The 19,952-nt window shown below is 71.7% G+C and carries 18 protein-coding genes; 11 read left to right on the top strand and 7 right to left on the bottom strand.

Annotation, left to right across the window (positions count from 1 at the left end; translation table 11 throughout):
* Positions 1 to 97: 97 nt before the first annotated feature.
* The 3 genes from ACH442_RS13520 to ACH442_RS13530 all read left to right on the top strand — a co-directional run bounded on the left by ACH442_RS13520 (position 98) and on the right by ACH442_RS13530 (position 4,732).
* A complete protein-coding gene (locus ACH442_RS13520) occupies positions 98 to 3,112 on the top strand; it encodes a DEAD/DEAH box helicase (protein WP_396338596.1) in 3,015 nt (1,004 codons plus the stop codon).
* Complete coding sequence (locus ACH442_RS13525) at positions 3,105 to 3,908, top strand: hypothetical protein (protein WP_396338268.1); 804 nt, start codon at positions 3,105 to 3,107, stop codon at positions 3,906 to 3,908. The genes ACH442_RS13520 and ACH442_RS13525 overlap by 8 nt, the downstream gene beginning before the upstream one ends.
* 80 nt (positions 3,909 to 3,988) lie before the next feature.
* Complete coding sequence (locus tag ACH442_RS13530) at positions 3,989 to 4,732, top strand: hypothetical protein (RefSeq protein WP_396338269.1); 744 nt, start codon at positions 3,989 to 3,991, stop codon at positions 4,730 to 4,732.
* Positions 4,733 to 4,782: 50 nt separating this feature from the next.
* On the opposite strand, the gene ACH442_RS13535 is transcribed toward ACH442_RS13530, so the two are convergent.
* The 3 genes from ACH442_RS13535 to ACH442_RS13545 form a co-directional block, all read right to left on the bottom strand.
* A complete protein-coding gene (locus tag ACH442_RS13535; RefSeq protein ID WP_396338270.1) occupies positions 4,783 to 6,192 on the bottom strand; it encodes an SDR family NAD(P)-dependent oxidoreductase in 1,410 nt (469 codons plus the stop codon).
* Positions 6,193 to 6,405: 213 nt separating this feature from the next.
* Positions 6,406 to 11,025: an MMPL family transporter gene (locus tag ACH442_RS13540; protein ID WP_396338271.1), complete on the bottom strand. Its 4,620-nt coding sequence runs from the start codon at positions 11,023 to 11,025 to the stop codon at positions 6,406 to 6,408.
* Positions 10,994 to 11,815: a hypothetical protein gene (locus ACH442_RS13545; RefSeq protein ID WP_396338272.1), complete on the bottom strand. Its 822-nt coding sequence runs from the start codon at positions 11,813 to 11,815 to the stop codon at positions 10,994 to 10,996. The genes ACH442_RS13540 and ACH442_RS13545 overlap by 32 nt, the downstream gene beginning before the upstream one ends.
* A gap of 219 nt (positions 11,816 to 12,034) precedes the next feature.
* On the opposite strand from ACH442_RS13545, the gene ACH442_RS13550 reads away from it, so the two are divergent.
* On the top strand, positions 12,035 to 12,538 hold the full coding sequence (locus ACH442_RS13550) for an FKBP-type peptidyl-prolyl cis-trans isomerase (RefSeq protein ID WP_396338273.1): 504 nt from the start codon (positions 12,035 to 12,037) through the stop codon (positions 12,536 to 12,538).
* A gap of 15 nt (positions 12,539 to 12,553) precedes the next feature.
* Here the strand turns inward: ACH442_RS13550 and ACH442_RS13555 are convergent, their stop codons facing one another.
* On the bottom strand, positions 12,554 to 13,339 hold the full coding sequence (locus ACH442_RS13555) for a YaaA family protein (protein ID WP_396338274.1): 786 nt from the start codon (positions 13,337 to 13,339) through the stop codon (positions 12,554 to 12,556).
* An 87-nt stretch (positions 13,340 to 13,426) separates the two neighbouring features.
* On the opposite strand from ACH442_RS13555, the gene ACH442_RS13560 reads away from it, so the two are divergent.
* Positions 13,427 to 13,879, top strand: a complete 453-nt coding sequence (locus tag ACH442_RS13560) for an SRPBCC family protein (RefSeq protein WP_396338275.1) — start codon at positions 13,427 to 13,429, stop codon at positions 13,877 to 13,879.
* Between the two features lie 26 nt (positions 13,880 to 13,905).
* On the opposite strand, the gene ACH442_RS13565 is transcribed toward ACH442_RS13560, so the two are convergent.
* Complete coding sequence (locus ACH442_RS13565) at positions 13,906 to 14,721, bottom strand: hypothetical protein (RefSeq protein ID WP_396338276.1); 816 nt, start codon at positions 14,719 to 14,721, stop codon at positions 13,906 to 13,908.
* 143 nt (positions 14,722 to 14,864) lie between these two features.
* Between ACH442_RS13565 and ACH442_RS13570 the strand changes: the two genes are divergently transcribed.
* From ACH442_RS13570 to ACH442_RS13580, 3 genes are read left to right on the top strand one after another with little or no spacing between them, the layout of a single operon-like run.
* The gene (locus ACH442_RS13570) at positions 14,865 to 15,335 is read left to right on the top strand and encodes a hypothetical protein (RefSeq protein ID WP_396338277.1); all 471 of its coding nucleotides are present in this window, start codon (positions 14,865 to 14,867) and stop codon (positions 15,333 to 15,335) included.
* Between the two features lie 5 nt (positions 15,336 to 15,340).
* Positions 15,341 to 15,559, top strand: a complete 219-nt coding sequence (locus ACH442_RS13575) for a helix-turn-helix transcriptional regulator (protein ID WP_396338278.1) — start codon at positions 15,341 to 15,343, stop codon at positions 15,557 to 15,559.
* On the top strand, positions 15,549 to 16,190 hold the full coding sequence (locus ACH442_RS13580) for a DUF4386 domain-containing protein (RefSeq protein WP_396338279.1): 642 nt from the start codon (positions 15,549 to 15,551) through the stop codon (positions 16,188 to 16,190). The genes ACH442_RS13575 and ACH442_RS13580 overlap by 11 nt, the downstream gene beginning before the upstream one ends.
* Here ACH442_RS13580 and ACH442_RS13585 read toward each other — a convergent pair.
* On the bottom strand, positions 16,162 to 16,746 hold the full coding sequence (locus tag ACH442_RS13585; protein WP_396338280.1) for a TetR/AcrR family transcriptional regulator: 585 nt from the start codon (positions 16,744 to 16,746) through the stop codon (positions 16,162 to 16,164). The genes ACH442_RS13580 and ACH442_RS13585 overlap by 29 nt on opposite strands.
* Positions 16,747 to 16,825: 79 nt before the next feature.
* On the opposite strand from ACH442_RS13585, the gene ACH442_RS13590 reads away from it, so the two are divergent.
* From ACH442_RS13590 to ACH442_RS13600, 3 genes are all read left to right on the top strand, one after another.
* Entirely contained in the window at positions 16,826 to 17,623 is a 798-nt protein-coding gene (locus ACH442_RS13590; protein ID WP_396338281.1) for a class I SAM-dependent methyltransferase, read from the top strand.
* A 10-nt stretch (positions 17,624 to 17,633) separates the two neighbouring features.
* Complete coding sequence (locus tag ACH442_RS13595; protein ID WP_396338282.1) at positions 17,634 to 18,554, top strand: LLM class F420-dependent oxidoreductase; 921 nt, start codon at positions 17,634 to 17,636, stop codon at positions 18,552 to 18,554.
* Between the two features lie 88 nt (positions 18,555 to 18,642).
* Entirely contained in the window at positions 18,643 to 19,560 is a 918-nt protein-coding gene (locus ACH442_RS13600) for an ADP-ribosylation family protein (RefSeq protein WP_396338283.1), read from the top strand.
* 49 nt (positions 19,561 to 19,609) lie between these two features.
* Here the strand turns inward: ACH442_RS13600 and ACH442_RS13605 are convergent, their stop codons facing one another.
* Complete coding sequence (locus ACH442_RS13605; protein ID WP_396338284.1) at positions 19,610 to 19,732, bottom strand: ribosomal protein bL36; 123 nt, start codon at positions 19,730 to 19,732, stop codon at positions 19,610 to 19,612.
* Positions 19,733 to 19,952: the final 220 nt, after the last annotated feature.

A 19,952-nucleotide genomic window follows, 5' to 3' on the forward strand; every position in this document is an offset into this window, starting at 1 on the left:
CAGGGAAGCGAAACCGGTGCGTCGAACGGGAATGTCAGACGGCAGGGCTAGGGTCGGGCCCGTGCAGATTCCGATCACAGACGATTCCGGCGTACGGATGAGCACCGTCCTGCCCACCGGAGAGTCCGGCGTCCGGGTCCTGCACGGGTTCGTCAGCCGGGACGGCAGCCTCGACCTGTGGGCCGAGGACAGCGTGCCCGCCCCGGTCCCGACCGGCGCCCGGGGAGTGCCCTGGCACCCGTTCGCGGTCCCCGCCGCCGAGCTGCCGAGCGGGGAGCGGCGCGAGCCCGCCCTGCTCACGCTCCCGTCGACCGGGGCCGGCCCGCTGCCCTCGCCGCAGGTCGGTCTCCCGCCACGCCGCGGCGTCCGGCGCGCCCGCGTCTGGCGGGTCCCGTCCGTCGGCGTCCCGTTCCTCGACGCCGACCTCGCCGCCGAGTTCGACGGGCGCGTCGCCCCGTCGGTCCGCTGGCTGATCGAGCTCTGCGGGTTCGCCGCGAGCCTGGTCGCGCGCGGCCGGGTGCTGCCCGGCGTCCGGCTCGACGGCGCCCGCCCGGCGGCCTGGTGGCGACCGGTTCTGATCGGCGCCGACGCGGCCCGGCACGCCACCCTGCTCGACCGGATGCCCCCGGCCTGCCGCGCCGAGACCGCGCTCGGCGCCGAGACCCGTCCCGCGCGCCCGGGCGACACCGCGCCCGACGTGGCCGGCGCGGCCGAGCTGCTCACCGCCGCACTGGAACGGCTGGTCGACGGTCTCGTCCGCACCCGCCTCGCCGAGACCGGGATGACTCTGGCCGACGGCGGCTGGCTCGCGGCCCTGACCGGCGAGCCCGGGTTCGCCGCGCCGCACGACGAGCTGGACGAGCTGATCCGCACGCTCGACGCCTGGTTCGCGCAGGCCGCCCGAGGCTCCGAGGTGCGCGTCTGTTTCCGGCTCAGCGACCCGCGCGAGCACGAGCCGGTGATGCCCGCCGAGGTGCAACTGCCCAACGACGCCTGGCGGCTGGAGTTCCTGCTGCAGGCCGCCGACGAGCCGAGCGTGCTGGTGCCGGCGGCCGACATCTGGCGCGACGACTTCGCGCCGCTGCGCCGCTGGACCTCCCACCCGCAGGAGCGGTTGCTGGCCGGGCTGGCCCGGGCCGCGCGCCTGTGGCCGGCGCTCGGCGACGCGCTGCGCGGCGCCCGTCCGACCGAGATGATCCTGGACACCGAGGGTGCGCACGGGTTCCTCAGTCACGCCGCGGTGCTGGCGGAAGCCGGCTGCGGCGTGCTGCTGCCGGCCTGGTGGCGGCGCAGCTCCGGGCTCGGGCTGTCGCTGCAGGTCCGCACGCCGGCCCCGATCCCGAACGTGATGAAGGACCGCACGACCGGGCTGCGCGACCTGGTCGACTACGAGTGGGGGCTGGCGCTCGGCGGCCGCACCCTGACCGAGGATGATCTGGCCGACCTGGCCAGGGCGAAAGTGCCGCTGGTCAAGCTGCGCGGGCGGTGGGTGTTCATGGACGCCGACCGGCTCGCGGCCGGGCTCGCGTTCCTGGCCCGCGGCGGCGGGCGGATGACGGCCGGTGAGGCGCTGCGCGTCACCCGGCTGCTGCCGCCCGAGGAGCTGCCACTGCCGGTGACCGACGCGCGCGGCGAGGGATGGCTGGCCGACCTGCTCAGCGGGGAGCTGGACGAGCGGCTGGAGCTCGTCGACCCACCGGCTGGGCTCACGGGCGTGCTCAAGCCGTACCAGATCCGGGGTTTCTCGTGGTTGGTCTTCATGGACTCCCTGGGGCTGGGCGCGTGCCTGGCGGATGACATGGGGCTCGGCAAGACCGTGCAGCTCCTGACGCTGCTGCTGCATCGGCGCGACGGGCCGGCGCTGCTGATCTGCCCGCTGTCCGTGCTGGGGAACTGGCAGCGCGAGGCCGCCCGGTTCGCCCCGTCCCTGCGGGTCAAGGTGCTGCACGGTTCGGATCGTTCCCATTCCTTCTCGGATGTCGATCTTGTGCTGACCACCTACGCGACCGCGGTGCTCGACGCCGATGTCCTGGCTTCTTGCACCTGGGATCGTGTGGTGCTGGACGAGGCGCAGCACATCAAGAACAGTGCCGGCGCGGCCTCCCGGGCCGTCCGGCGTTTCCCCGCGCGCAACCGGATCGCGCTGACCGGAACCCCGGTGGAGAACCGGCTGGCCGAGCTCTGGTCCATCCTGGACTTCGTCAATCCCGGGCTGCTCGCGTCCGCGCACACGTTCCGCGCGCGGTTCGCCGTGCCGATCGAGCGCTACCAGGACGAGGAAGCGGCCGCGCGGCTGCGGCAGGCGACCCGGCCGTTCCTGCTGCGGCGCACCAAGGCCGACCCCGGCATCGCCGGTGACCTGCCGGCCAAACGCAACGTGCGGCATCTGTGCGGGATGACGACCGAGCAGGTCAGCCTCTACCGGGCGGTCCTCGACGACTTGGTGGAACGACTGTCGGACTGGAACCAGGAACGCCACAAGGGTGTCGTCCTGGCCGCGATGACCAAGCTGAAACAGGTGTGCGTGCACCCGGCGCTGCTGCTCAAGGACGCGTCGCCGCTGCCCGGCCGCTCCGGCAAGGTCGACCGGCTGGAGGAGATCGTCGACCGGGCGCTCGGGGCGGGGGAGAGCGCGCTGGTCTTCACCCAGTTCGCGCGCTTCGGCGGGATGCTCGCGCCGCACCTGGCCGCCCGGTTCGGGGTGACGGTTCCCTTCCTGCACGGCGGGACACCACGGGGCGCCCGGGACGCGATGGTCTCCTCGTTCCAGGAGGCCGATCAGCCGGGAGTGTTCGTGCTGTCGCTGAAGGCCGGCGGCACCGGGTTGAACCTGACCGCGGCCAACCACGTCGTGCACGTCGACCGCTGGTGGAACCCGGCAACCGAGACACAGGCGTCGGATCGGGCGTTCCGGCTCGGTCAGCGCAAGGACGTGCACGTCCACACGCTGGTCTGCCTCGGCACGCTGGAGGAACGTATCGATCAGTTGCTGGTCGACAAGGGCGTGCTCGCCGAGCGGGTCGTCGGGTCGGGGGAGGGCTGGTTGACCGCGTTGTCGACTTCCGAGTTGCGCGACCTGTTCGCCCTGGCCCCGGAGGCAGTCGTTGAGTGACTTCGCGCCGGCGTTTCTCGGGATGTTCGAGTCGCTGCGGATGGGGCCGACGTTCGCGCGCGGGCGGCGGGACGAACGGGCCGGGCACGTGCGCAGCCTGACCGTCTCCAGCAGCCTGGCCGTCGCGCTGGTCCGCGGGCCGGAGGACCCGGTCGCGTTCCGATCGCGCATCGCGGTCCGGGCGTTCGGCGCCGCCGAGTGGGCCCGGGTCGAGTCTGCCCTGGTCACGGAGGCCCGGTTCGTCGCCGGGCTCCTCGACGGGCGGATGCCGCCGGGCATCGAGGCGGTTTTCGGCGACGCCGGGCTGACCCTGCTGCCGTTGTCTCTGGGCGAGGTGGCGATGGACTGCACCTGCGAACGCTGGCCGGTGCCGTGCATCCACCTCGCGGCGACGATCTACGCGCTGGCCCGGGCGTTCGAGTCGGATCCGTTCGAGGTGTTCACCTGGCGCGGCCGGCACCGGGACGAGCTGCTGATGCGGTTGCGCCGTCTCCGCGAGGAGGCCGCGGTAAACGACTCCGAGGTCGCCGATGATGCGAAAACGGTCACCCGGGCGGAAACCTCCGCCGAGCCGGAGCCGCCGCTGATCGACGCCGGCGACCCCGACGCGTTCTGGGGCCGGTCCCTGGATCTTGGTGAATCACCTGTTCAGGACGTTGCCGGTGGCCGTTCCGACGCGCTGCTCGATCAGTTGGACCCGCCGCGGCTCGCCCATCGTGGACGGCCGCTGAACGAGGTTCTCCGCCCGGCTTATCGGGCACTTTCGGACACGTCGGGGGTCGGTCGAACGGACTAGATCGCCGGAAACGCCGGAACCCGCCGGACGAGCGTGATGCGCTGACTACGCAATAACGTTATGTCCGGAAAAGGTGTGACATGAAAAAGGCACAGCGTTTCCTCGCGCTCACCGGCATGAGCCTCGCGGCCGGCGCGATGATCGGCATGGGCCCGGCGCAGGCCGCCCCGGCGGCCGGCCAGTCGTCCACCGGCGGCAGCACCGCCGGCCGGGCCTTCGGCGAGCACGTGGTCGGGTACTACCGCACCGAATGGGCGTGTGAACGGGCCGGATTCACCGGCAAACGGTTCCACGCCTGGTGGGACTACGACTGCGATCCGATCAACTACGGATGGCGGGGCTGGGTGTTCCAGCTGGTCGTGGACGACGACGACTGGCAGTGGAACGACTGGCGTGGCACGTGGCCGGGCGGATGGCCGTACCGGCCGGACTTCGCCGGTCAGACGTTCCACGTCCGCGGGCCGCACGGGCGGCCGGGCTTCCCGAACCGGGGACCGTTCGACGACCGTAACGGTTCGCGGGGTGACGACGACCGCAACGGCCCGTGGGACGACCGCGGCGGGCCGCGCGGTGACGACGATCGTAACGGGCCTCGGGGCAACGACGACCGTAACGGCCCACGCGGTGACGACGACCGCAACGGCCCGCGCGGTAACGACGACCGCAACGGCCCACGCGGTAACGACGACCGCAACGGCCCACGCGGTGACGACGACCGCAACGGCCCACGCGGTAACGACGACCGCAACGGCCCACGCGGTAACGACGACCGCAACGGGCCGCCGCGGGACAACGATCACCCGCCCACCTGGCCGAAGCCGTAACTCCGTTCGGAACGGGCCGCACCCCCTGGTCAGGGGTGCGGCCCGCGGCACTACCAGGCGACCGGCGCGTAATCCTTCAGGAAGCAGCCGTAGACGTCCTCGCCCTGCTCACCGCGCACGATCGGGTCGTAGACGCGGGCCGCGCCGTCCACCAGGTCCAGCGGTGCGTGGAACCCCTCCTCGTGCAGCCGCATCTTCGTCGGATGCGGGCGCTCGTCGGTGATCCAGCCGGTGTCCACACTGGTCATCAGGATGCCGTCGGCGAACATGTCCACGGCGCTGGTGCGGGTCAGCATGTTCAACGCGGCCTTCGCCATGTTCGTGTGCGGGTGACCCGCCCCCTTGTAACCGCGGGCGAAGATGCCCTCCATGGCGGAGACGTTCACCACGTACCGCCGGGGGAACGGTGATCGGGTCATCACCGGTCGCAGCTTGCTGATCAGGATGAACGGCGCGGTCACGTTGCAGAGTTGCACCTCGAGCAGTTCCAAGGGGTCGACCTCGTGCACGCGGTCGCTCCAGCTGTTGGTCGCCGTGGTGTCCGGCACCAGACCGCCCGCGTCGATCGCCACCGAGCGCGCCGTCAGCGCCAGCTCGGTGATCTGCTGCGCGGTCAGCGTCGACGAACCCGCGGTCAGCACGGCCGCGGGGGAGACGCCGGCACTCCCGAAGTACTCCAACTCGGGCAGTTTGCCGGACGGCAGAGGCTCGGCCTCGGCCGCCGCGATCGCCGAGTACGACCCCGGGGTGCGCCGCACCGTCTGCGCCGCGTTGTTGACGATGATGTCCAGCGGGCCGCGCGCCGCCACCGAGTCGGCCAGACCCACCACCTGCGCCGGGTCCCGCAGATCGATGCCGACCACGTGCAGCCGGTCGATCCAGTCGGCGCTGTCGGGCATGGCGGTGAACCGCCGCACCGCGTCGTGCGGGAAACGCGTCGTGATCGTCAGATCCGCCCCGTCGCGCAGCAGCCGCAACGCGATGTACATGCCGATCTTCGCCCGCCCGCCGGTCAGCAGCGCCCGCCGCCCGGTCAGATCAGTCCGCGCGTCCCGCCGCTCGTGGTTCAGCTTCGCGCAATCCGGGCAGAGCTGGTGATAGAACGCGTCGACGACCGTGTACCGCTGCTTGCACACGTAACACCCGCGCGCCTGCTTCAGCACCCCTGCGGTCGCCCCGGCGGTCGAACTCGTCAACGGAATCCCGGCGGTCTCGTCGTCGATCCGCCCCGGCGCGCCGGTCGCGGTCGCCTCGGTCACCGCCCGATCGTTGTCGAGCACGGCCTGCCGCCGCTCCTTGCGCCGCTGCATCTTGGCGGTCTTGAACAGCCCGGCCGTGGCCCGCCGCAACGCCACCGCGTCCGGATGCTCCACCGGCAGATTCTCCGCCTCGGCCAGGACGGCGAGGCAGATCGCCAGGCGATCCGGATCCACGCCCAGGGTCGGGTCACTGCCGGTCATGCGCCACTTCTCCTCATCAGCTGTAGTGCCGCTGGCACTTTATTACCTGCGCCCCTATCGACCACAAAACCGGTTTGCTTTTGCTAGCTCCTGCGGCTTTTCTCACGCTCTCCCGATTTATGTCGGGGGTACGGCGGTGAGCCGCACCCCGTGGGAAAGCGGAAGCCCGCCACGGTGGGTGGCGGGCTTCCCTGCGGTGAAGCGGTCCCGGCGTCAGGGGGCGATCGGGTCCTGGTCGCTCAGCCCGTCCTTCACGCCCGGCCCGCCACTCGCCGTCCGGTCGCCGTTGCCGACCCGGTCGGTGCTCGCTGTCCGTTCCGCGTTGCCCGTCCGTTCCGCGTTGCCCGTCCGTTCCGCGTTGCCCGTCCGTTCCGCGTTGCCCGTCCGTTCCGCGTTGCCCGTCCGGTCGCCGGTGCCGGTGCGGTCGGTGGTTTCCGGGCGGTCGTGGTGTGCGGGGCCGCCGTTGGAGCGGCGAGCGTGCTTCGTGGTGGGGGAGTGGTCGGCGAGCGTGGCCGGGCGCCGTTCACCCGCCGGAGGCTTCCCGCCGGCGGGCAGGTCGCCGAGGCTCTGCGGACGGTTCTCGCCGGCCCCGGCGTTCGCGCCGGAACCCTGGAACGACGACCTGGCCGAGCCCACTCGCCGATCGTTCCGGCCGGACAGGTCCCCGAGGCTCTGCGGGCGCGGACCGGCCGAACTGACCGGGCGGTTGTCCGCGGCCAGCCAGTCGTCGAGGCTGGTCGGGCGAGGCTGTCCCGGGCTGCCGTGCAGCCATTCGTCCAGCGTCTGCGGGCGGCGGGCGGCGACCGGACTCACCGGCCGCACACGCTCCACGGCGCCGCTCGTGGTCCCTGCGGCTTCCATCGCGTTGCCTGTGGTCCCTGCGGCTTCCATCGCGTTGCCTGTGGTCCCTGCGGCTTCCATCGCGTTGCCTGTGGTCCCTGCGGCTTCCACCGCGTTGCCGGGGGCCTCTACGGCTTCCACTGCGTCGCTCGTGGCCTCTGCGGCTTCCGGCGCGTCGACCGTTGCGGCCGGGGCTTCCGCATCTTCCGCCGCCTCGCCCTCGGCTCCCGCGGCCTCCACCTCGGCGGTGTCCGGTGCCTCGGCTTGTACCGCGGCGACCTCGGTCGTCGGCCTGCGCGTCCGTGCGTCGCCGGCCCGGCCACCCAGCCAGTCGTCCAGCGTCTGCGGACGACGAACGGTCGGCCCGGTCGGTTCCGCAGCCGCCGACTCGACTGCTTCCGGAGCCGCAACGGCAGAATCGTCCGGCTCGGGGGCGGCTCGCTCCGCGTCCGCCGGCTCGGCCGGGGCGCTGTGCTCCGGGTTTTCCGGCGCGGCCGGGACGGTCTGCCCCGCCTCTTCCGGCTCGGCCGAGATGGTGGGCAGCGAAGCCGTAGCGGCGAGCCAGGTGAAATCCGAAGCCGTGGTCGGGCCGGCGTCCTCCCCGCCGCCGACGATCCCGGCGATCCGGGGATCGGACATCCAGGTGAAGGCATCCGCGACCTCGGCCGGGATCGCGCTGGCCGGCGCCGCCTCGACCACCTCGTTCTCGTTCAGCCCCGCGGCTTCGGGCGCCGTTGCCTCCGGCTTCTGCTCCTCGTCCGCGCTGTCTTGGTCCAGGTCCTGGGCTTTCCCGTCCTGCTCCGGCTCCGAGGTATCCGGTTCCCGGGCTTCCCGGTCCCGGGCTTCCCGGTCCCGGGTTTCGGGAGCCGGGGACTGCTCCGTGACGTCGGCGTCCTCGGTCCCAGGAGCCTCGGCCTCAGGCTCGGCTCCGGACTCACCGGTGGCTTCCGCCTCGGACTCGGTCCGGGTCTCGGATGCGGTTTCGGTCACCACTTCGTCCGAGGGCTCCGGGGTCTCCTCAGCCGGGGCCGGGGAGTCCTCCGAGATGTAGTGCTGAGGCTGGGGTTCGGCGGCGGCCACCGCTTCGGCGCCGGCCGTCAGGGTCGCCTCCACCTGGGCCCAGATGGCTTCGCTGTCCGTTATCTCGGGCGTTGCCTTCTCGGGCGCGGAGTCCACGTCGGCGGCTGCTTCGGTTTCCTTCGCGGGCCCGGACTCCGCTTCCTTCACGGGCGCAGGCTCCGCCTCGGCCGTGGGTTCAGGCTCCGGCTCGGCGGTGGGTTCAGGCTTCGGCTCGGGCGTGGGTTCGGTGGGCTGATCGGCTTCGGCCGACGGCTGAGGTGCCTCTTCGGCGGGCTTTGCGGAAGGAGCGTCGGCCGAGTCGACCGAGCCGACACTGTCGGAAGGTGCGTCGACCGAGTCGACGCTGTCGGAAGGCGAGTCGACCGAGTCGGAAGGCGAGTCGACCGAGTCGGAAGAACTGGTGACAACGGGAAGGAGTTGCGTCTCGGCGGCGGCATCCTGACCGGAAACGATCGCCTTCTCGCCTGAATCCGAGGAGGCCGCCCCGTCCGCCTCATCCTCACCGTCCGGATCCCAAACGATGATCGACGTCTCGTCCGGCGCCGTGACCAGCGACTCCTCGTCCGCCGTGACCACCGGCAGCACGGTCGTCGCGGCGTCGCCCCCCGAATACGGCTTCTCCGCCGGATGCGCGGCGATCCCGTCGTACTGAATGATCTCGGTTGCCGGGTCTTCGGGTTCCCCGGCGTGTTCGGCGAGCCCGGCCCGTTCCTGGAGTCGCCGCAGCGGGCCCGGCGCCCACCAGGCCGCGTCTCCGAGCAGCGCGAGCACCGCCGGGACCAGCAGCATGCGCACGACGGTGGCGTCCAGCACCAGCGCGATGATCATGCCGACGCCGACGAACCGCATGGTGGTGATCGTGGAGAGCGCGAACGCCCCGGTGACGACGATGAGCAGCAGGGCGGCGGCGCTGATGACCCGGCCGGTGCGGCTGAGGCCGGTGGTGACGGCTTCGGCGGTGGTGGCGCCCTTGCTGCGGGCTTCGACCATCCGGGACAGCAGGAACACTTCGTAGTCGGTGGAGAGGCCGAAAACGACCGCGGCCATCAGGACGACGATCCCGGCTTCGAGGGGCGCGGGGGTGACGTTGAGCAGCCCGGCGCCGTGGCCCTGCTGGAACAGCCAGACGAGCAGGCCGAACGTGGCGCTGAGGCTGAGCCCGCTCATGATCACCGCTTTGATCGGCAGCAGGATCGAGCCGAACGCGAGGAACATCAGCAGCAGCGTGGCCCCGGCCAGGAGTCCGATCATCAGCGGGAGCTGGTCGCCGATGGCGTCGAGGCTGTCGACGTTGCGGGCGGTGACGCCGCCGACGAGGACCTGCGTGCCGACCGGGGCGGGGAGGGCGCGGATCGCGTCGACGACCTGGCGGGCTGACGTGCTGAACGAGTCGGTGCTGGTCAGGGCGGCGTTGTAGACCAGCACGTCGGTGCCCGCCCCGGCCGGGTTGACCGCGGCCACGCCCGGGATCTTGGCGAGTTCGGCGGCGAACTTGGAGGAGGCGGCGAATTTCGACGAGGCGGCCGGCGGGCCCTGGATGACGACCTGCACGCCGTCGCTGCTGAACTGCGGGTACGACGCCTTGAGGGTTTCCACCGCGACCCGGGACGGGTCCCCGGCGGGCAGTACCCGCTCGTCGTTCTCGCCGAACCGGACGTCGCGGATCGGCAACGCGAGCACGATCAGGCCGATCAGGATGGGGATCGCGACGACGACCGGGCGGCGCAGGACGAACCCGGCGAGCCGTTGCCAGCCGGTGCCGCCGTCGGCCTTGCCGCGGCCGGGGAGCCGGACGGGCAGCCGGTCGACGCGCGGCCCGAGGATGGCGAGGATGGCCGGGAGCAGCGTCAACGAGAGCAGCATGGCGAGGAAGACCGCGGCCAGTCCGCCGTACGCCAATGACTTGAGAAATCCCTGTGGGAAGAGCAGCAGACCCGCGAGCGCGGTCATCAGCAGCGTCGCGGAGAACAGCACGGTACGCCCGGCGGTGCCCACGGTGCGGCGGACGGCCTCGACCGGGTCGTGCCCCGCGGCCTGCTCCTCGCGGAACCGGCCGACCATGAACAGGCCGTAGTCGATGGCCATGCCGAGCCCGAGCAGGCTCGCCACGTTCACCGCGAACGAGTTCACGTCGTGTCCGAGACTGATCGCATGGAGCACGCCGAGCGAGCCGAGCACCGCGCAGCCGCCGACGATCACCGGCAGCGACGCGGCGATCAGTGATCCGAAGATGAACAGCAGCAGGATCAGCACGATCGGCATCGAGATCAGCTCGGCCGATCCGAGGTCGTCGGTGGACCGCTCGTTGCTGGTGTGCGCGAGCGGGATGCCGCCGGCCAGCTGCACGGTGGCGCCGTCGACGGTGAACTGGTTCGCGACCGTCCCGTAGGCGTCGAGCTTGTCCGCGTCGTCCTCGCCGGCGAGCGTGATCACCGCGACCGCGCTGGACCGGTCCTTCGCCGCGTAGGCGGGGTCCTTGGCGTCCCAGTACGAGACGGTCGCCGTCACCGCCGACTCGGGTAGCGCCCCGAGCCGGTCCTTGACCCGCTCGGTCAGCGCGGCGTCGTCGATCGTGGTTCCCCGCGCCGGGGTCCAGATGGCGATCACGTCGCCGCCCTGACCGCCGGTGGCCTGCGCGACGACGTCGGCGGCGCGCGCCGACTCGCTATGGGGATCGGCGTATCCGCCCTCGGTGAGCTGCCCGAAAACGCCCAGGCCCCAGACTCCGGCGCCGATGATCGTCACGAGCGTGACGATCAGCACCGGCCATCGGAGGCGGGCGACCCGCGATCCCCAGCCCGCGAACACCCTGTTCCCCTTTCCCGGTGGGTGGCGAGGCACGCGCACCGGTCCCGTACGGAATGAAGTTTGAAAAAATGTCCTAGGAGAGACTCGCCGCTTCGAGTGCGACACCACCGCAGCCGGAGCCGGAGGTCTTCTCGGTGATCCACTCGATGGAGATCTTGCCAGGACGGGTCGCGCGATAGCTGATGGAGTACCGCGCGGTCGTCAGCGAGCTGCCGGCGCCGACGAGCCGACTGGTCACGGTTTCTCCGCCGGTGATCAGGCCACCGGTGGTGAGTTTGAGCTTGAGCAGGCCCTGCCCGCCGGAAACCCCGAGGTAGAGCCGCAGTTTGCTCGGTTCGGTGGTGGCCGGCGCGGTGAGGGTGAAACCGTTGCCGGCGCCGCAGGTGCGCACGCCGCTGGTCGTGCCCTCGTTGCCGGCCGCCGGGGTGCCGCCGGTCCAGGTGAACCGTTGCGGGCTCAGGGTGTGCCGCTGCCGGGGCGCCGACGGCGTGCCCTCCAGGATGGCGAACCCGCCCTTGGCGTCGCGTTCCAGCGAGTAGATGCCGTCCTCGCCCCAGTGCACCCAGTCGATCGTGCCCTCGTTGCTGAGATCGACCGTATCGGGCACCGCGCCCTGCTCGATGGTGATCGCGTTGATCGGGGCGGGACTCGTCGAGATCGACGGGCTGGGCAGCGGGATCGGCACCTGCTCGGCGGTCGGGTCGTTCACCGCACCGACCACCGGGCCGGCGTCCGCGTGACCGCTGGACCGGCTGACCATCGCCGCGACGCCGACCAGGACGACGACGAGCACACCGACCAGGATCACCACGGCCGGGCCGAGGTGTTCCCGCCACCGGGGGCGGCCCGGTTTGAGCAGCACATCCGGCACCTCGATGCGACGACGGCGCAGCAACGCTTCTCCCAGACTCCGGTGATTCGGCCCAAAGATCGGACGGCGGCGGGTGAAACGATCTCATCTTCCGTGCGGGGCGTGAAGGGCGGGATCGGGTACGGCCCATACGGTTGATCATCCGCATCGGCGATTCGGGGGAGTTACCTGCGGCTTTCCGGATGACTCCGAGTACGGTGTCCGGAGTTTCCCGATCTGACCTACGTCTTGAGGAGTTCGTGGATGAGTGACCGGACTGCCGCGGCCGGCAAACGCCGCAGCCAAGCGATCCTGGGCGGGGTGGCCGGCGCGCTCGTCTTCGTGGCGCTGATCGTCGTGTTCGCCGTGGTCCGTTCCGGCGGTGACGAGCCGCGCCCGGCGGCCGCGCAGACCTCGGCCGACCCGCTCGCCACCGAGCCCGAGGTGCCGGCCGGGACCGGCGGGCCGCTCACCCAGCTGGTCGTGACGCCGCTGGTCAAGGGCACCGGGCCGGTCGTCCGGTCCGGGCAGACGGTGACGTTCAACTACAAGCTGATCCCGTACAAGGGTGGCGCCGTGATCGACTCCTCCTGGAGCCGGAAGGAGCCGTTCACCTCGCAGATCGGCGCGGGCAAGCTCATCGCCGGCTGGGACCAGGGCATCCCCGGCCAGACCGTCGGCAGCCGGATCCAGATGGACGTGCCGGCCGCGCTCGCCTACAAGGACCAGGACCTGCGCTTCGTCGTCGACATCCTCGCCGCGCAGTAAGGCTTCCCGGCGCGGCTACAGCTCGGCCACCACGATGTCGAGCTGGCGCGGCCTGCCCTCCGCGGCGGGCCGCTCCTCGACCGTGAACTTCAGGTCCCGCATCGCCGTGACCAGCTCGTCCACGTTCTCCGGCTGTGTGCCCTCGACCGCGAGGGCGCGCACCAGCCGGCCCTTGGTCGCCTTGTTGAAGTGGCTCACCACGGACCGTTTCGTCACGCCGCCGACCGTGCGTTCGTGCAGGACGCGCAGCGCCGCGCTCCCCGCGGGGGCCGCCCACATCGCCGCATAGGCGCCCGAGCGCAGATCCAGCACCGGGCCGTCCGGATCAAAACCCGCCAGACCCTTCTTCCAGTACGCCGTGAGCCCCCCGACCGGCGCCGGAAGCGTCACCCCGACCGAGCACCGGTACGCCGGGATCCGGTCCCCGAGCCGCACCACGCCCCACAGGCCGGAGAACACCACCGCGCTCTCGAACAGCCACGCCCGCGCGGCGTCGCCGAGCGTCCCCGCGTCCAGCGCCTCGTAGAGCACCCCGGTGTACACCTCGACCGCCGGGGCCGCCGGCGCCTCGAGAAGTTCCGCGTTCCGCGCGATCTCCCCGCGCTGCCCGTCGCTGAGCCCCAGCACCTTCAGCGAGTCGGCGACCGACCGCGCGCTGCTCCGCTTGCACATCGCGACGAGCTTGGACAGCACCCGGTTGCGCGCCGCGCTCAGCTCGGGCCGCCACAGTCGGTCCAGGTCGACCGGGTCACCCTGGGCGGCGGGCGTCTTCCCCTCGGAGGGCGGCAGCAGAATCAGCACGCCGCGAGACTAGCCGCCGTCCCGTGCCCACCCCGGAAACCCCCGCCGTTTCGTCTCCCGCGTCACCGAGGTGGGTAGGCTGCCCGGGTGATCGAGGTGGTGACCGTCATCGACGCCCCCGCGGCCACCGTCTTCGACCTGGAGCTCGACGTCGACGTGCACGCTCAGTCGCTGGCCGGGAGCGGGGAGACGGCGACGACCAGCACCGGGCACCGGCGGCTCGGCCTCGGCGACGAGGTGACGTTCCAGGCCCGGCATCTCGGCCGGTCCTGGCGGATGACGAGCCGGATCACGGCGTATCGCCGGCCGTTCCGCTTCGTCGACGAGCAGACCCGCGGGCCGTTCCGGGTCATGCGTCACGAGCACTGTTTCGACGACCTCGGGAACGGAACGACCCGGATGACGGACCGCATGACGATCCGGGCACCGCTCGGGCCGCTGGGTGCGGTGGTCACCCGGTTGGTGCTCGCTCCCTATCTGAAGCGACTCCTGGTGGAACGCGCGACCCACATCAAACGGCGGGCCGAACTCGCTCGGTGACCGAGGTGGGAACCGGCAGACCTGACTCAGGCGGCTGCCCGGGCTGAGGTGCGCTGGATCCGGGTGAGGGCGTACAGCGCCAGCGCGGACGCCGCGACCAGCGGCGCGCCGTCGCGGATCAGGCCGTCGGCGCCCAGCAGCAGGTAGCACAGGGGCAGGTCGAAGGCGAGGACCGCCAGCGTCACCGACGTCAGGGCGGTGCGGGCGCGGTGGCTGCCCCGGCGCAGGAAGACGGCGGCGAGCAGGGCGGCGTAGCTGACGGCGATGCCGGCCAGGATCCAGAAGATCACGGCCAGGGCCCACTCCGGGCGGTGACGCAGTGTGCCGATCGCGGTCACCGCCGGGACCAGCATCAACGGGCTGTAGGCGAACGACGCGAGCCGCGCGGTCAGCACCCACGGGTCGCCCGGCGGGGCCGCACGGAAGCTCAGCCCGTCGCGGGTCAGGACCGGCCGGCGCGGCTGGCGGCTCAGGTGCGCGTCGACGGCCGGGTGCCGGTGGAGCAGGGTCACGACGGTCAGGCACAGCACGGTGAGCACGCCGAAGCTGATCAGCCCGGGCAGCGGTGGCCGGCCGGTCGGCGGGACGATCAGGCGCCCGACCGCGAACAGCGTGGTGATGGTCAGGATCAGACTCAGCGGTTTGGCGGTGGCCCGTGCTTTGCGGACCTGCGAGATCAAGATCAACCATCCGAGGGTACGGGCGAGAGCCCACCCCGTCCGCACGGCGAACCCGACCCCGTGGTCCGGGGCGTACCAGAAGTTGAGTGCCTCGACCACCACGGTGGCGACGGCCGTGGCGGCGAGCAGCGTCGTGAGGACGCGCACCGGGCGGGGGGTCATGGCCACGTTTTACCCGCGCCCGGCGCTCGCCACGCGGGGGCGGGTCACGGGCGTACGGGGAAATTGATGTCAAAGATGTTTGACTTCGGTCTCCGGGCGCGCCTATCGTCGGCATGTCAAACATTTTTGACTCAGGAGGCGTGATGGAGATGGCCGACGAGGAGCCGCTGCACACCACGAGGGAGGAGCGCCAGGTCTGGACCGGCCTGGTGACGATGGTCCTGTCGTCGGTGCTGTACTACGCCTACATGGTGCCCGAGCTGTTCCGGACCCCGGTCGCGGAGATCACCTGGGTGCCGCCGCTCTTCTTCTCGATGCTGGTCGGCCTGGTCGCGACGATCATCTTCGCGATCGTCGTGGAGGTCGTGGTCGTGGTCCGCCGCGGCGACGAGTCGCAGAGCAACGTCGTCGCCGACGTGCGGGACAAGGAGATCAGCCGGCGCGGCGGCCGGCTCGCCACCCCGATCCTCGGCACCGGGATCGGCGGCGTCACGATCCTCGCCTCGCTCGGCGCGGACTACTTCTGGATCGGAAACCTGGCGTTCCTCACCGGTCTCGTGGCCGCGGTCGCCGAGGGCGTCATCAAGATCCGGCTCTACCGTCGAGGGTTCTGACCAGCATGGCGCCGAAACCCACCAAGGTCACCAACCGGATCCGCGCGCTGCGCGCGGAGGCCGGCGGCATGACCCAGGCCGACCTCGCCGCCAAGCTCGGCGTGACGCGGCAGACCGTGATCGCGATCGAGCAGGGCCGTTACTCGCCGTCGCTGGAGCTGGCCTTCCAGATCGCCCGCATCTTCGGACAACCACTCGACGAGGTGTTTCAGTATGAGGACTGAGCGCGCCACCGGCCTGGCCTATCTCGGACTCGCCCTCTGCGGCCTGCTCGGCCACCTGATCATCCAGAATCGGCTGTACGTCGACGGTGACGCGGCCGCGACCACGGCCAACCTGGCCGCCCATCCGACCCTGGCCGGGCTCGGCATCGCCGCTGACCTGGGCGTCGTCGTCACTCAGGCCCTGGCCGCGCTGCTCTTCTTCCGCCTGTTCCGCCCGGTCGACGACGTCCAGGCCGGCGCGCTCGCCGCGTTCGGCCTGATCAACTCGGTGATCGTTCTCGTCGGCACGATGTTCACCGCCGTGGCCCTCGCGTCGGTCCGGGCCGGCGGCACGGCGCCGGTCCTTCTTCTGTACGACGTGAACACCGCGGCCTGGGGCCTGGGTGGTGTCTTCTTCGGACTCTGGCTGATCCCGATGGGCCGGCTCGCGTCACGGTCGGGTGTGCTGCCCGGCCCGCTCGGCCGGCTCCTGATCGTCGGCGGGGTGGGGTATGTGATCAGCGCGTTCGTCACCTATCTGGCGGCGGACACCACCGTGGTCACGGGCGTGCTGGCGGCTCCCGCGTCGATCGGCGAGTTCGCGATGATCGGTTTCCTGCTGTTCAGGCGCCGCTGGGCAGCACCGAACTGACCATGCGGTGCAGCGTCTCCTCGGCCGGCGGCGTGCCCGTGCGGTCGGCGTAGAGCAGGTGACCGGTTCCGATCAGCATCGCGGCCAGACCGTCCACCTCGGTGCCGGCCGGGAGACGGCCCAGGTCGCGCTCGGCGGCCAGGTAGGCCGCGATCATCTCGGCCGCCTCGGTGAGCACCGGCACGCCGGCCGGCCAGACGTTGCGCAGCCGGGCCCGCAGCCCGTCCCGGAACGTGATCAGCGCGACGATCGCCACCGCCACCGAGCCGAAGACCGCGGCCAGGGCGCTGGTCACGTTGCCGGCGACGGTTCCGGTCCCGGCCCGGGACTCGAGGGCGGCAGCCTCCGGGGCGAGCTGCTCGACCCGGTCCAGCACGAAGTCGGCGAGGAACGCGTCGAAGTCCTCGAAGTGTTTGTGCAGCACGCCCTTGGCGCAGCCGGCCTCGGTGGTCACGGCCCGGCTGGTCAGGCCGCTCGGCCCGGCCCGCAGCAGGATCCGGTCGGCGGCGGCGAACAACTGACGGCGTACGTCGCGGAGGGCGACCCCTGTCGGCACCGGCGATCCCTTCTGCTCCTGACCAGCGTCCTCACCGTACCGCCTGCCCGAGTGGGCGCATGCCCACTAGGGTGGGCGCATGCCCACTCCACATCACCTGCGAGAAGCCGCCGAGTCGTTCGGCGTGGACGCCGCGCGCTACGACCGGACCCGGCCGCCCTACCCCGTCGAGCTGCTGCAACGCATCCTCGACGCCACCGGAGGCCGCACCGTGCTCGACGCCGGCTGCGGCACCGGCATCGAGGCGCGCCAGCTGCGCGACCTCGGGTGCACCGTGCTCGGCGTCGAACCCGACCCGCGGATGGCCGATTTCGCCCGCTCCACCGGCATCGAGGTGGAGGTCGCCACGATCGAGGCCTGGGACCCACGCGGCCGCACGTTCGACCTGGTCACCGCCGGGACGGCGTGGCACTGGGTGGACCCGGTGGCCGGCGCCGCGGCGGCCGCCCGGGTGCTGCCCGCCGGTGGACGGCTCGCGCCGTTCTGGCACACGTTCAAACTCCCCGACGAACTGGTCAGCGGGTTCGGGGAGGCGTTCCGGCGACTCGTCCCCCACTCACCGTTCGACCTGGCGCGGCAGCCGCCCGGGACGGCGATCGAGGGCTACCAGCCGATCCTCACCGCGGCCGCCGACGGGATCCGGGCCGCCGGCGGCTTCGGGGAACCCGAGCAGTGGCAGGTGAACTGGGAGAGGACGTACACGCGGGACGAGTGGCTGGACCAGATGCCGACCTCCGGCGCGCTGACCCGGCTGCCGGCCGAGCAGATCGCCCAGCTCCAGGATGCGGCCGGCGCGGTGATCGACCGGATGGGCGGGAGCTTCACGATGCCGTACACGACGGCGGCGGTCACCGCGGTGAAGCTCGGACCACAGTAGATTCTCCGGTGTGCTGCTGAGGATCTTCACCGAGCCGCAAGAAGGCGCGTCCTACGACGACCAGCTGGCGGTGGCCCGGCGGGCGGAGGAGTGCGGGTTCGACGCGTTCTTCCGCAGCGACCACTACCTGGCCCAGACCGACTGGAGTGACGGGCTTCCCGGGCCGACCGACTCCTGGATCACCCTCGCCGGGCTCGCCCGGGAGACCCGGCGCATCCGCCTGGGCACGCTCGTGAGCTCGGCGACCTTCCGCAACCCGGCCGTGCTGGCGCTGACCGTGGCCCAGGTCGACCAGATGAGCGGCGGGCGCGTCGAACTCGGGCTCGGAGCCGGATGGTTCGAGCCCGAGCACCGGGCGTTCGGGCTGGACTTCCCGGACCGGGCCACCCGCTTCGAGCGCCTGTCCGAGCAGCTGGCGGTGATCACGGGGCTGTGGGAGACGTCCGGCATGTTCGGTTTCGCCGGGCGGCACTACCGGGTCGAGGGCTCGCCCGGCTGGCCGAAACCGGCACAGACCCCGCACCCGCCGGTGATCATCGGCGGCAAGGGGAAGACGCAGACCCCGGCCCTGGCCGCTCGGTATGCGACCGAGTTCAACGCGCCGTTCACCACCGCGGCGGAAAGCGTGGTGCTCTTCGAGCGGGTGCGTGGCGCGTGCGAGGCGATCGGGCGGGACCCGGCAACCCTGACAGTGTCGGTGGCCCATGCGACGATCGTCGGGCGTGACGAGGCGGAGGTGAGGCGGCGGCTCACGGCGTACGGGAAAGACGGTCCGTTCTTGAAAGAGCACGGGCTGGTCGGCACGCCGGCGCAGGTGGTGGACCGGCTCGGGCGTTATCCGGTGGACCACGCCTACTTGCAGATCATCGACCAGAAAGACCTCGACCACCTGGATCTGATCGCCGCGGAGGTCCTGCCCCAGCTCACCTGACCTCCGAAGACCGCTTTCCCGGTACGGGCACGGCCTGCCCACCGTGGGTTCCGGGGCTCGCGTTCCCGGCTGGTCGTAGGGTTTCCCCATGATCTCGCGTGACCGTGCCCTGGACACCATGAACGAGCGATTTCCGCTGGTCGCGGAGCGGGTCCGGCAGATCTGGGGAATGCGGCTGCCGCGCCACGTCGCGGTGTTCGCCGCCCTGGCCGCCAGCGACGGCCGCGCCCTCGGTGAGAACGACATCTCGCCCTGGGGCGTCACCGACTACTTCGCCGACGGTGGCCTCGACCTCGTCGGCCGGGACGGGCTCGACCCGCGGCTGCACGCCCGGTTCCGCTGCGACCCGGCCGAGTTCGTCACGGTCATGGGCGGCGGCTCCGACGGACTGCATTTCGGACTGTGGTTCGACGATCCGGCCGAACTGCCGGCGCTCATCGTCCACAACTACGCCCGGGACTCGGCCGAGACCTGGGAGTCCGCCCGGCCGAGCCTGCTCACCGTGGTGCGTGAACTGGTGGACCGGCAGCTCGCCGACTACGGCGACGACCCGCAGACGGTCGGCAGCATCACCCCGCTGATCGAAGCCGTCGAGTGGTACACCGCCGCCGACGAAGCGGCGCTGCGCGCGGACGGGCTGCCACGGCCGGTGGCGACACCGCGGTCGTACCTGGCGATGTCACTGTTGCCCCAGTTGCCGCCGGGCAGCGGTGACCCGCAGGCCGACGAGTCCGGCATCCGCCTCGACATCTTCCGGAACGACCCGGCCCGGACCGCCCGGTGGATCGCCGAGGCGGGCCGGGAGCTCGCCGCGGGCCGACCGGCCCTCGCCCTCGCCGTCGGCAGCGAACTGCACTGGCTCGACCGGCCCGAGCACCGGCAAGCCGGTCTCGACCTGCTCGTCGGCGCGTACCGGGCGCTGGGCCGTGACGCTCTCGCCGAGATCGCCGCAGTCCACGCCGCGCATCGCGACCTCGCGTCCGTCCAGGTGCTCGTTCGCCGGTGAGCGAAACGGCCGGAGCGTATGCTCCGGCCGGCGACGCTGGTCGGGTGGATCAGCCCTGGCGGCCGTTCCACCGCGGGTTCTTGGTGTTGATCACTACCTGGCGGCCACGGCGGCGGGTGACGACGCTGCCCGGCTTGCTCTTCAGGGAGCGCAGGGAGTTGCGGACCTTCATGACGCTGACCTCTTTCCGCGCGGGCGTTGGTCTCCGTCGCGCGCGAAGGTCTGAACGCTGCCGCCGGTGCCGGTATTTCCTGGCGTGCGCTGGTGCCTGAGAGCCGATCAGGGGCCGGTTCCGCGGCGGCTCGGTCGGTGTCGGCGAACCTTCTCGCGTCTGCGGCGTGCGGCATCGGCCGAGGCTGCTCGGCGGGCGGGGTGGGTCACGTCGGCCGATC

It is taken from the genome of Actinoplanes sp. NPDC020271, from assembly GCF_044388125.1.
GTDB lineage: Bacteria > Actinomycetota > Actinomycetes > Mycobacteriales > Micromonosporaceae > Actinoplanes.

What these genes read in the sequence shown, in the direction of transcription:
- ACH442_RS13520 (WP_396338596.1), top strand. Translation starts at nt 98, where the DNA reads ATGAGCACCGTCCTGCCCACCGGAGAGTCCGGCGTCCGGGTCCTGCAC.
- ACH442_RS13530 (WP_396338269.1), top strand. Translation starts at nt 3,989, where the DNA reads ATGAAAAAGGCACAGCGTTTCCTCGCGCTCACCGGCATGAGCCTCGCG.
- ACH442_RS13535 (WP_396338270.1), bottom strand. Translation starts at nt 6,192, where the DNA reads ATGACCGGCAGTGACCCGACCCTGGGCGTGGATCCGGATCGCCTGGCG.
- ACH442_RS13550 (WP_396338273.1), top strand. Translation starts at nt 12,035, where the DNA reads ATGAGTGACCGGACTGCCGCGGCCGGCAAACGCCGCAGCCAAGCGATC.
- ACH442_RS13565 (WP_396338276.1), bottom strand. Translation starts at nt 14,721, where the DNA reads ATGACCCCCCGCCCGGTGCGCGTCCTCACGACGCTGCTCGCCGCCACG.
- ACH442_RS13570 (WP_396338277.1), top strand. Translation starts at nt 14,865, where the DNA reads ATGGAGATGGCCGACGAGGAGCCGCTGCACACCACGAGGGAGGAGCGC.
- ACH442_RS13575 (WP_396338278.1), top strand. Translation starts at nt 15,341, where the DNA reads ATGGCGCCGAAACCCACCAAGGTCACCAACCGGATCCGCGCGCTGCGC.
- ACH442_RS13580 (WP_396338279.1), top strand. Translation starts at nt 15,549, where the DNA reads ATGAGGACTGAGCGCGCCACCGGCCTGGCCTATCTCGGACTCGCCCTC.
- ACH442_RS13590 (WP_396338281.1), top strand. Translation starts at nt 16,826, where the DNA reads ATGCCCACTCCACATCACCTGCGAGAAGCCGCCGAGTCGTTCGGCGTG.
- ACH442_RS13600 (WP_396338283.1), top strand. Translation starts at nt 18,643, where the DNA reads ATGATCTCGCGTGACCGTGCCCTGGACACCATGAACGAGCGATTTCCG.
- ACH442_RS13605 (WP_396338284.1), bottom strand. Translation starts at nt 19,732, where the DNA reads ATGAAGGTCCGCAACTCCCTGCGCTCCCTGAAGAGCAAGCCGGGCAGC.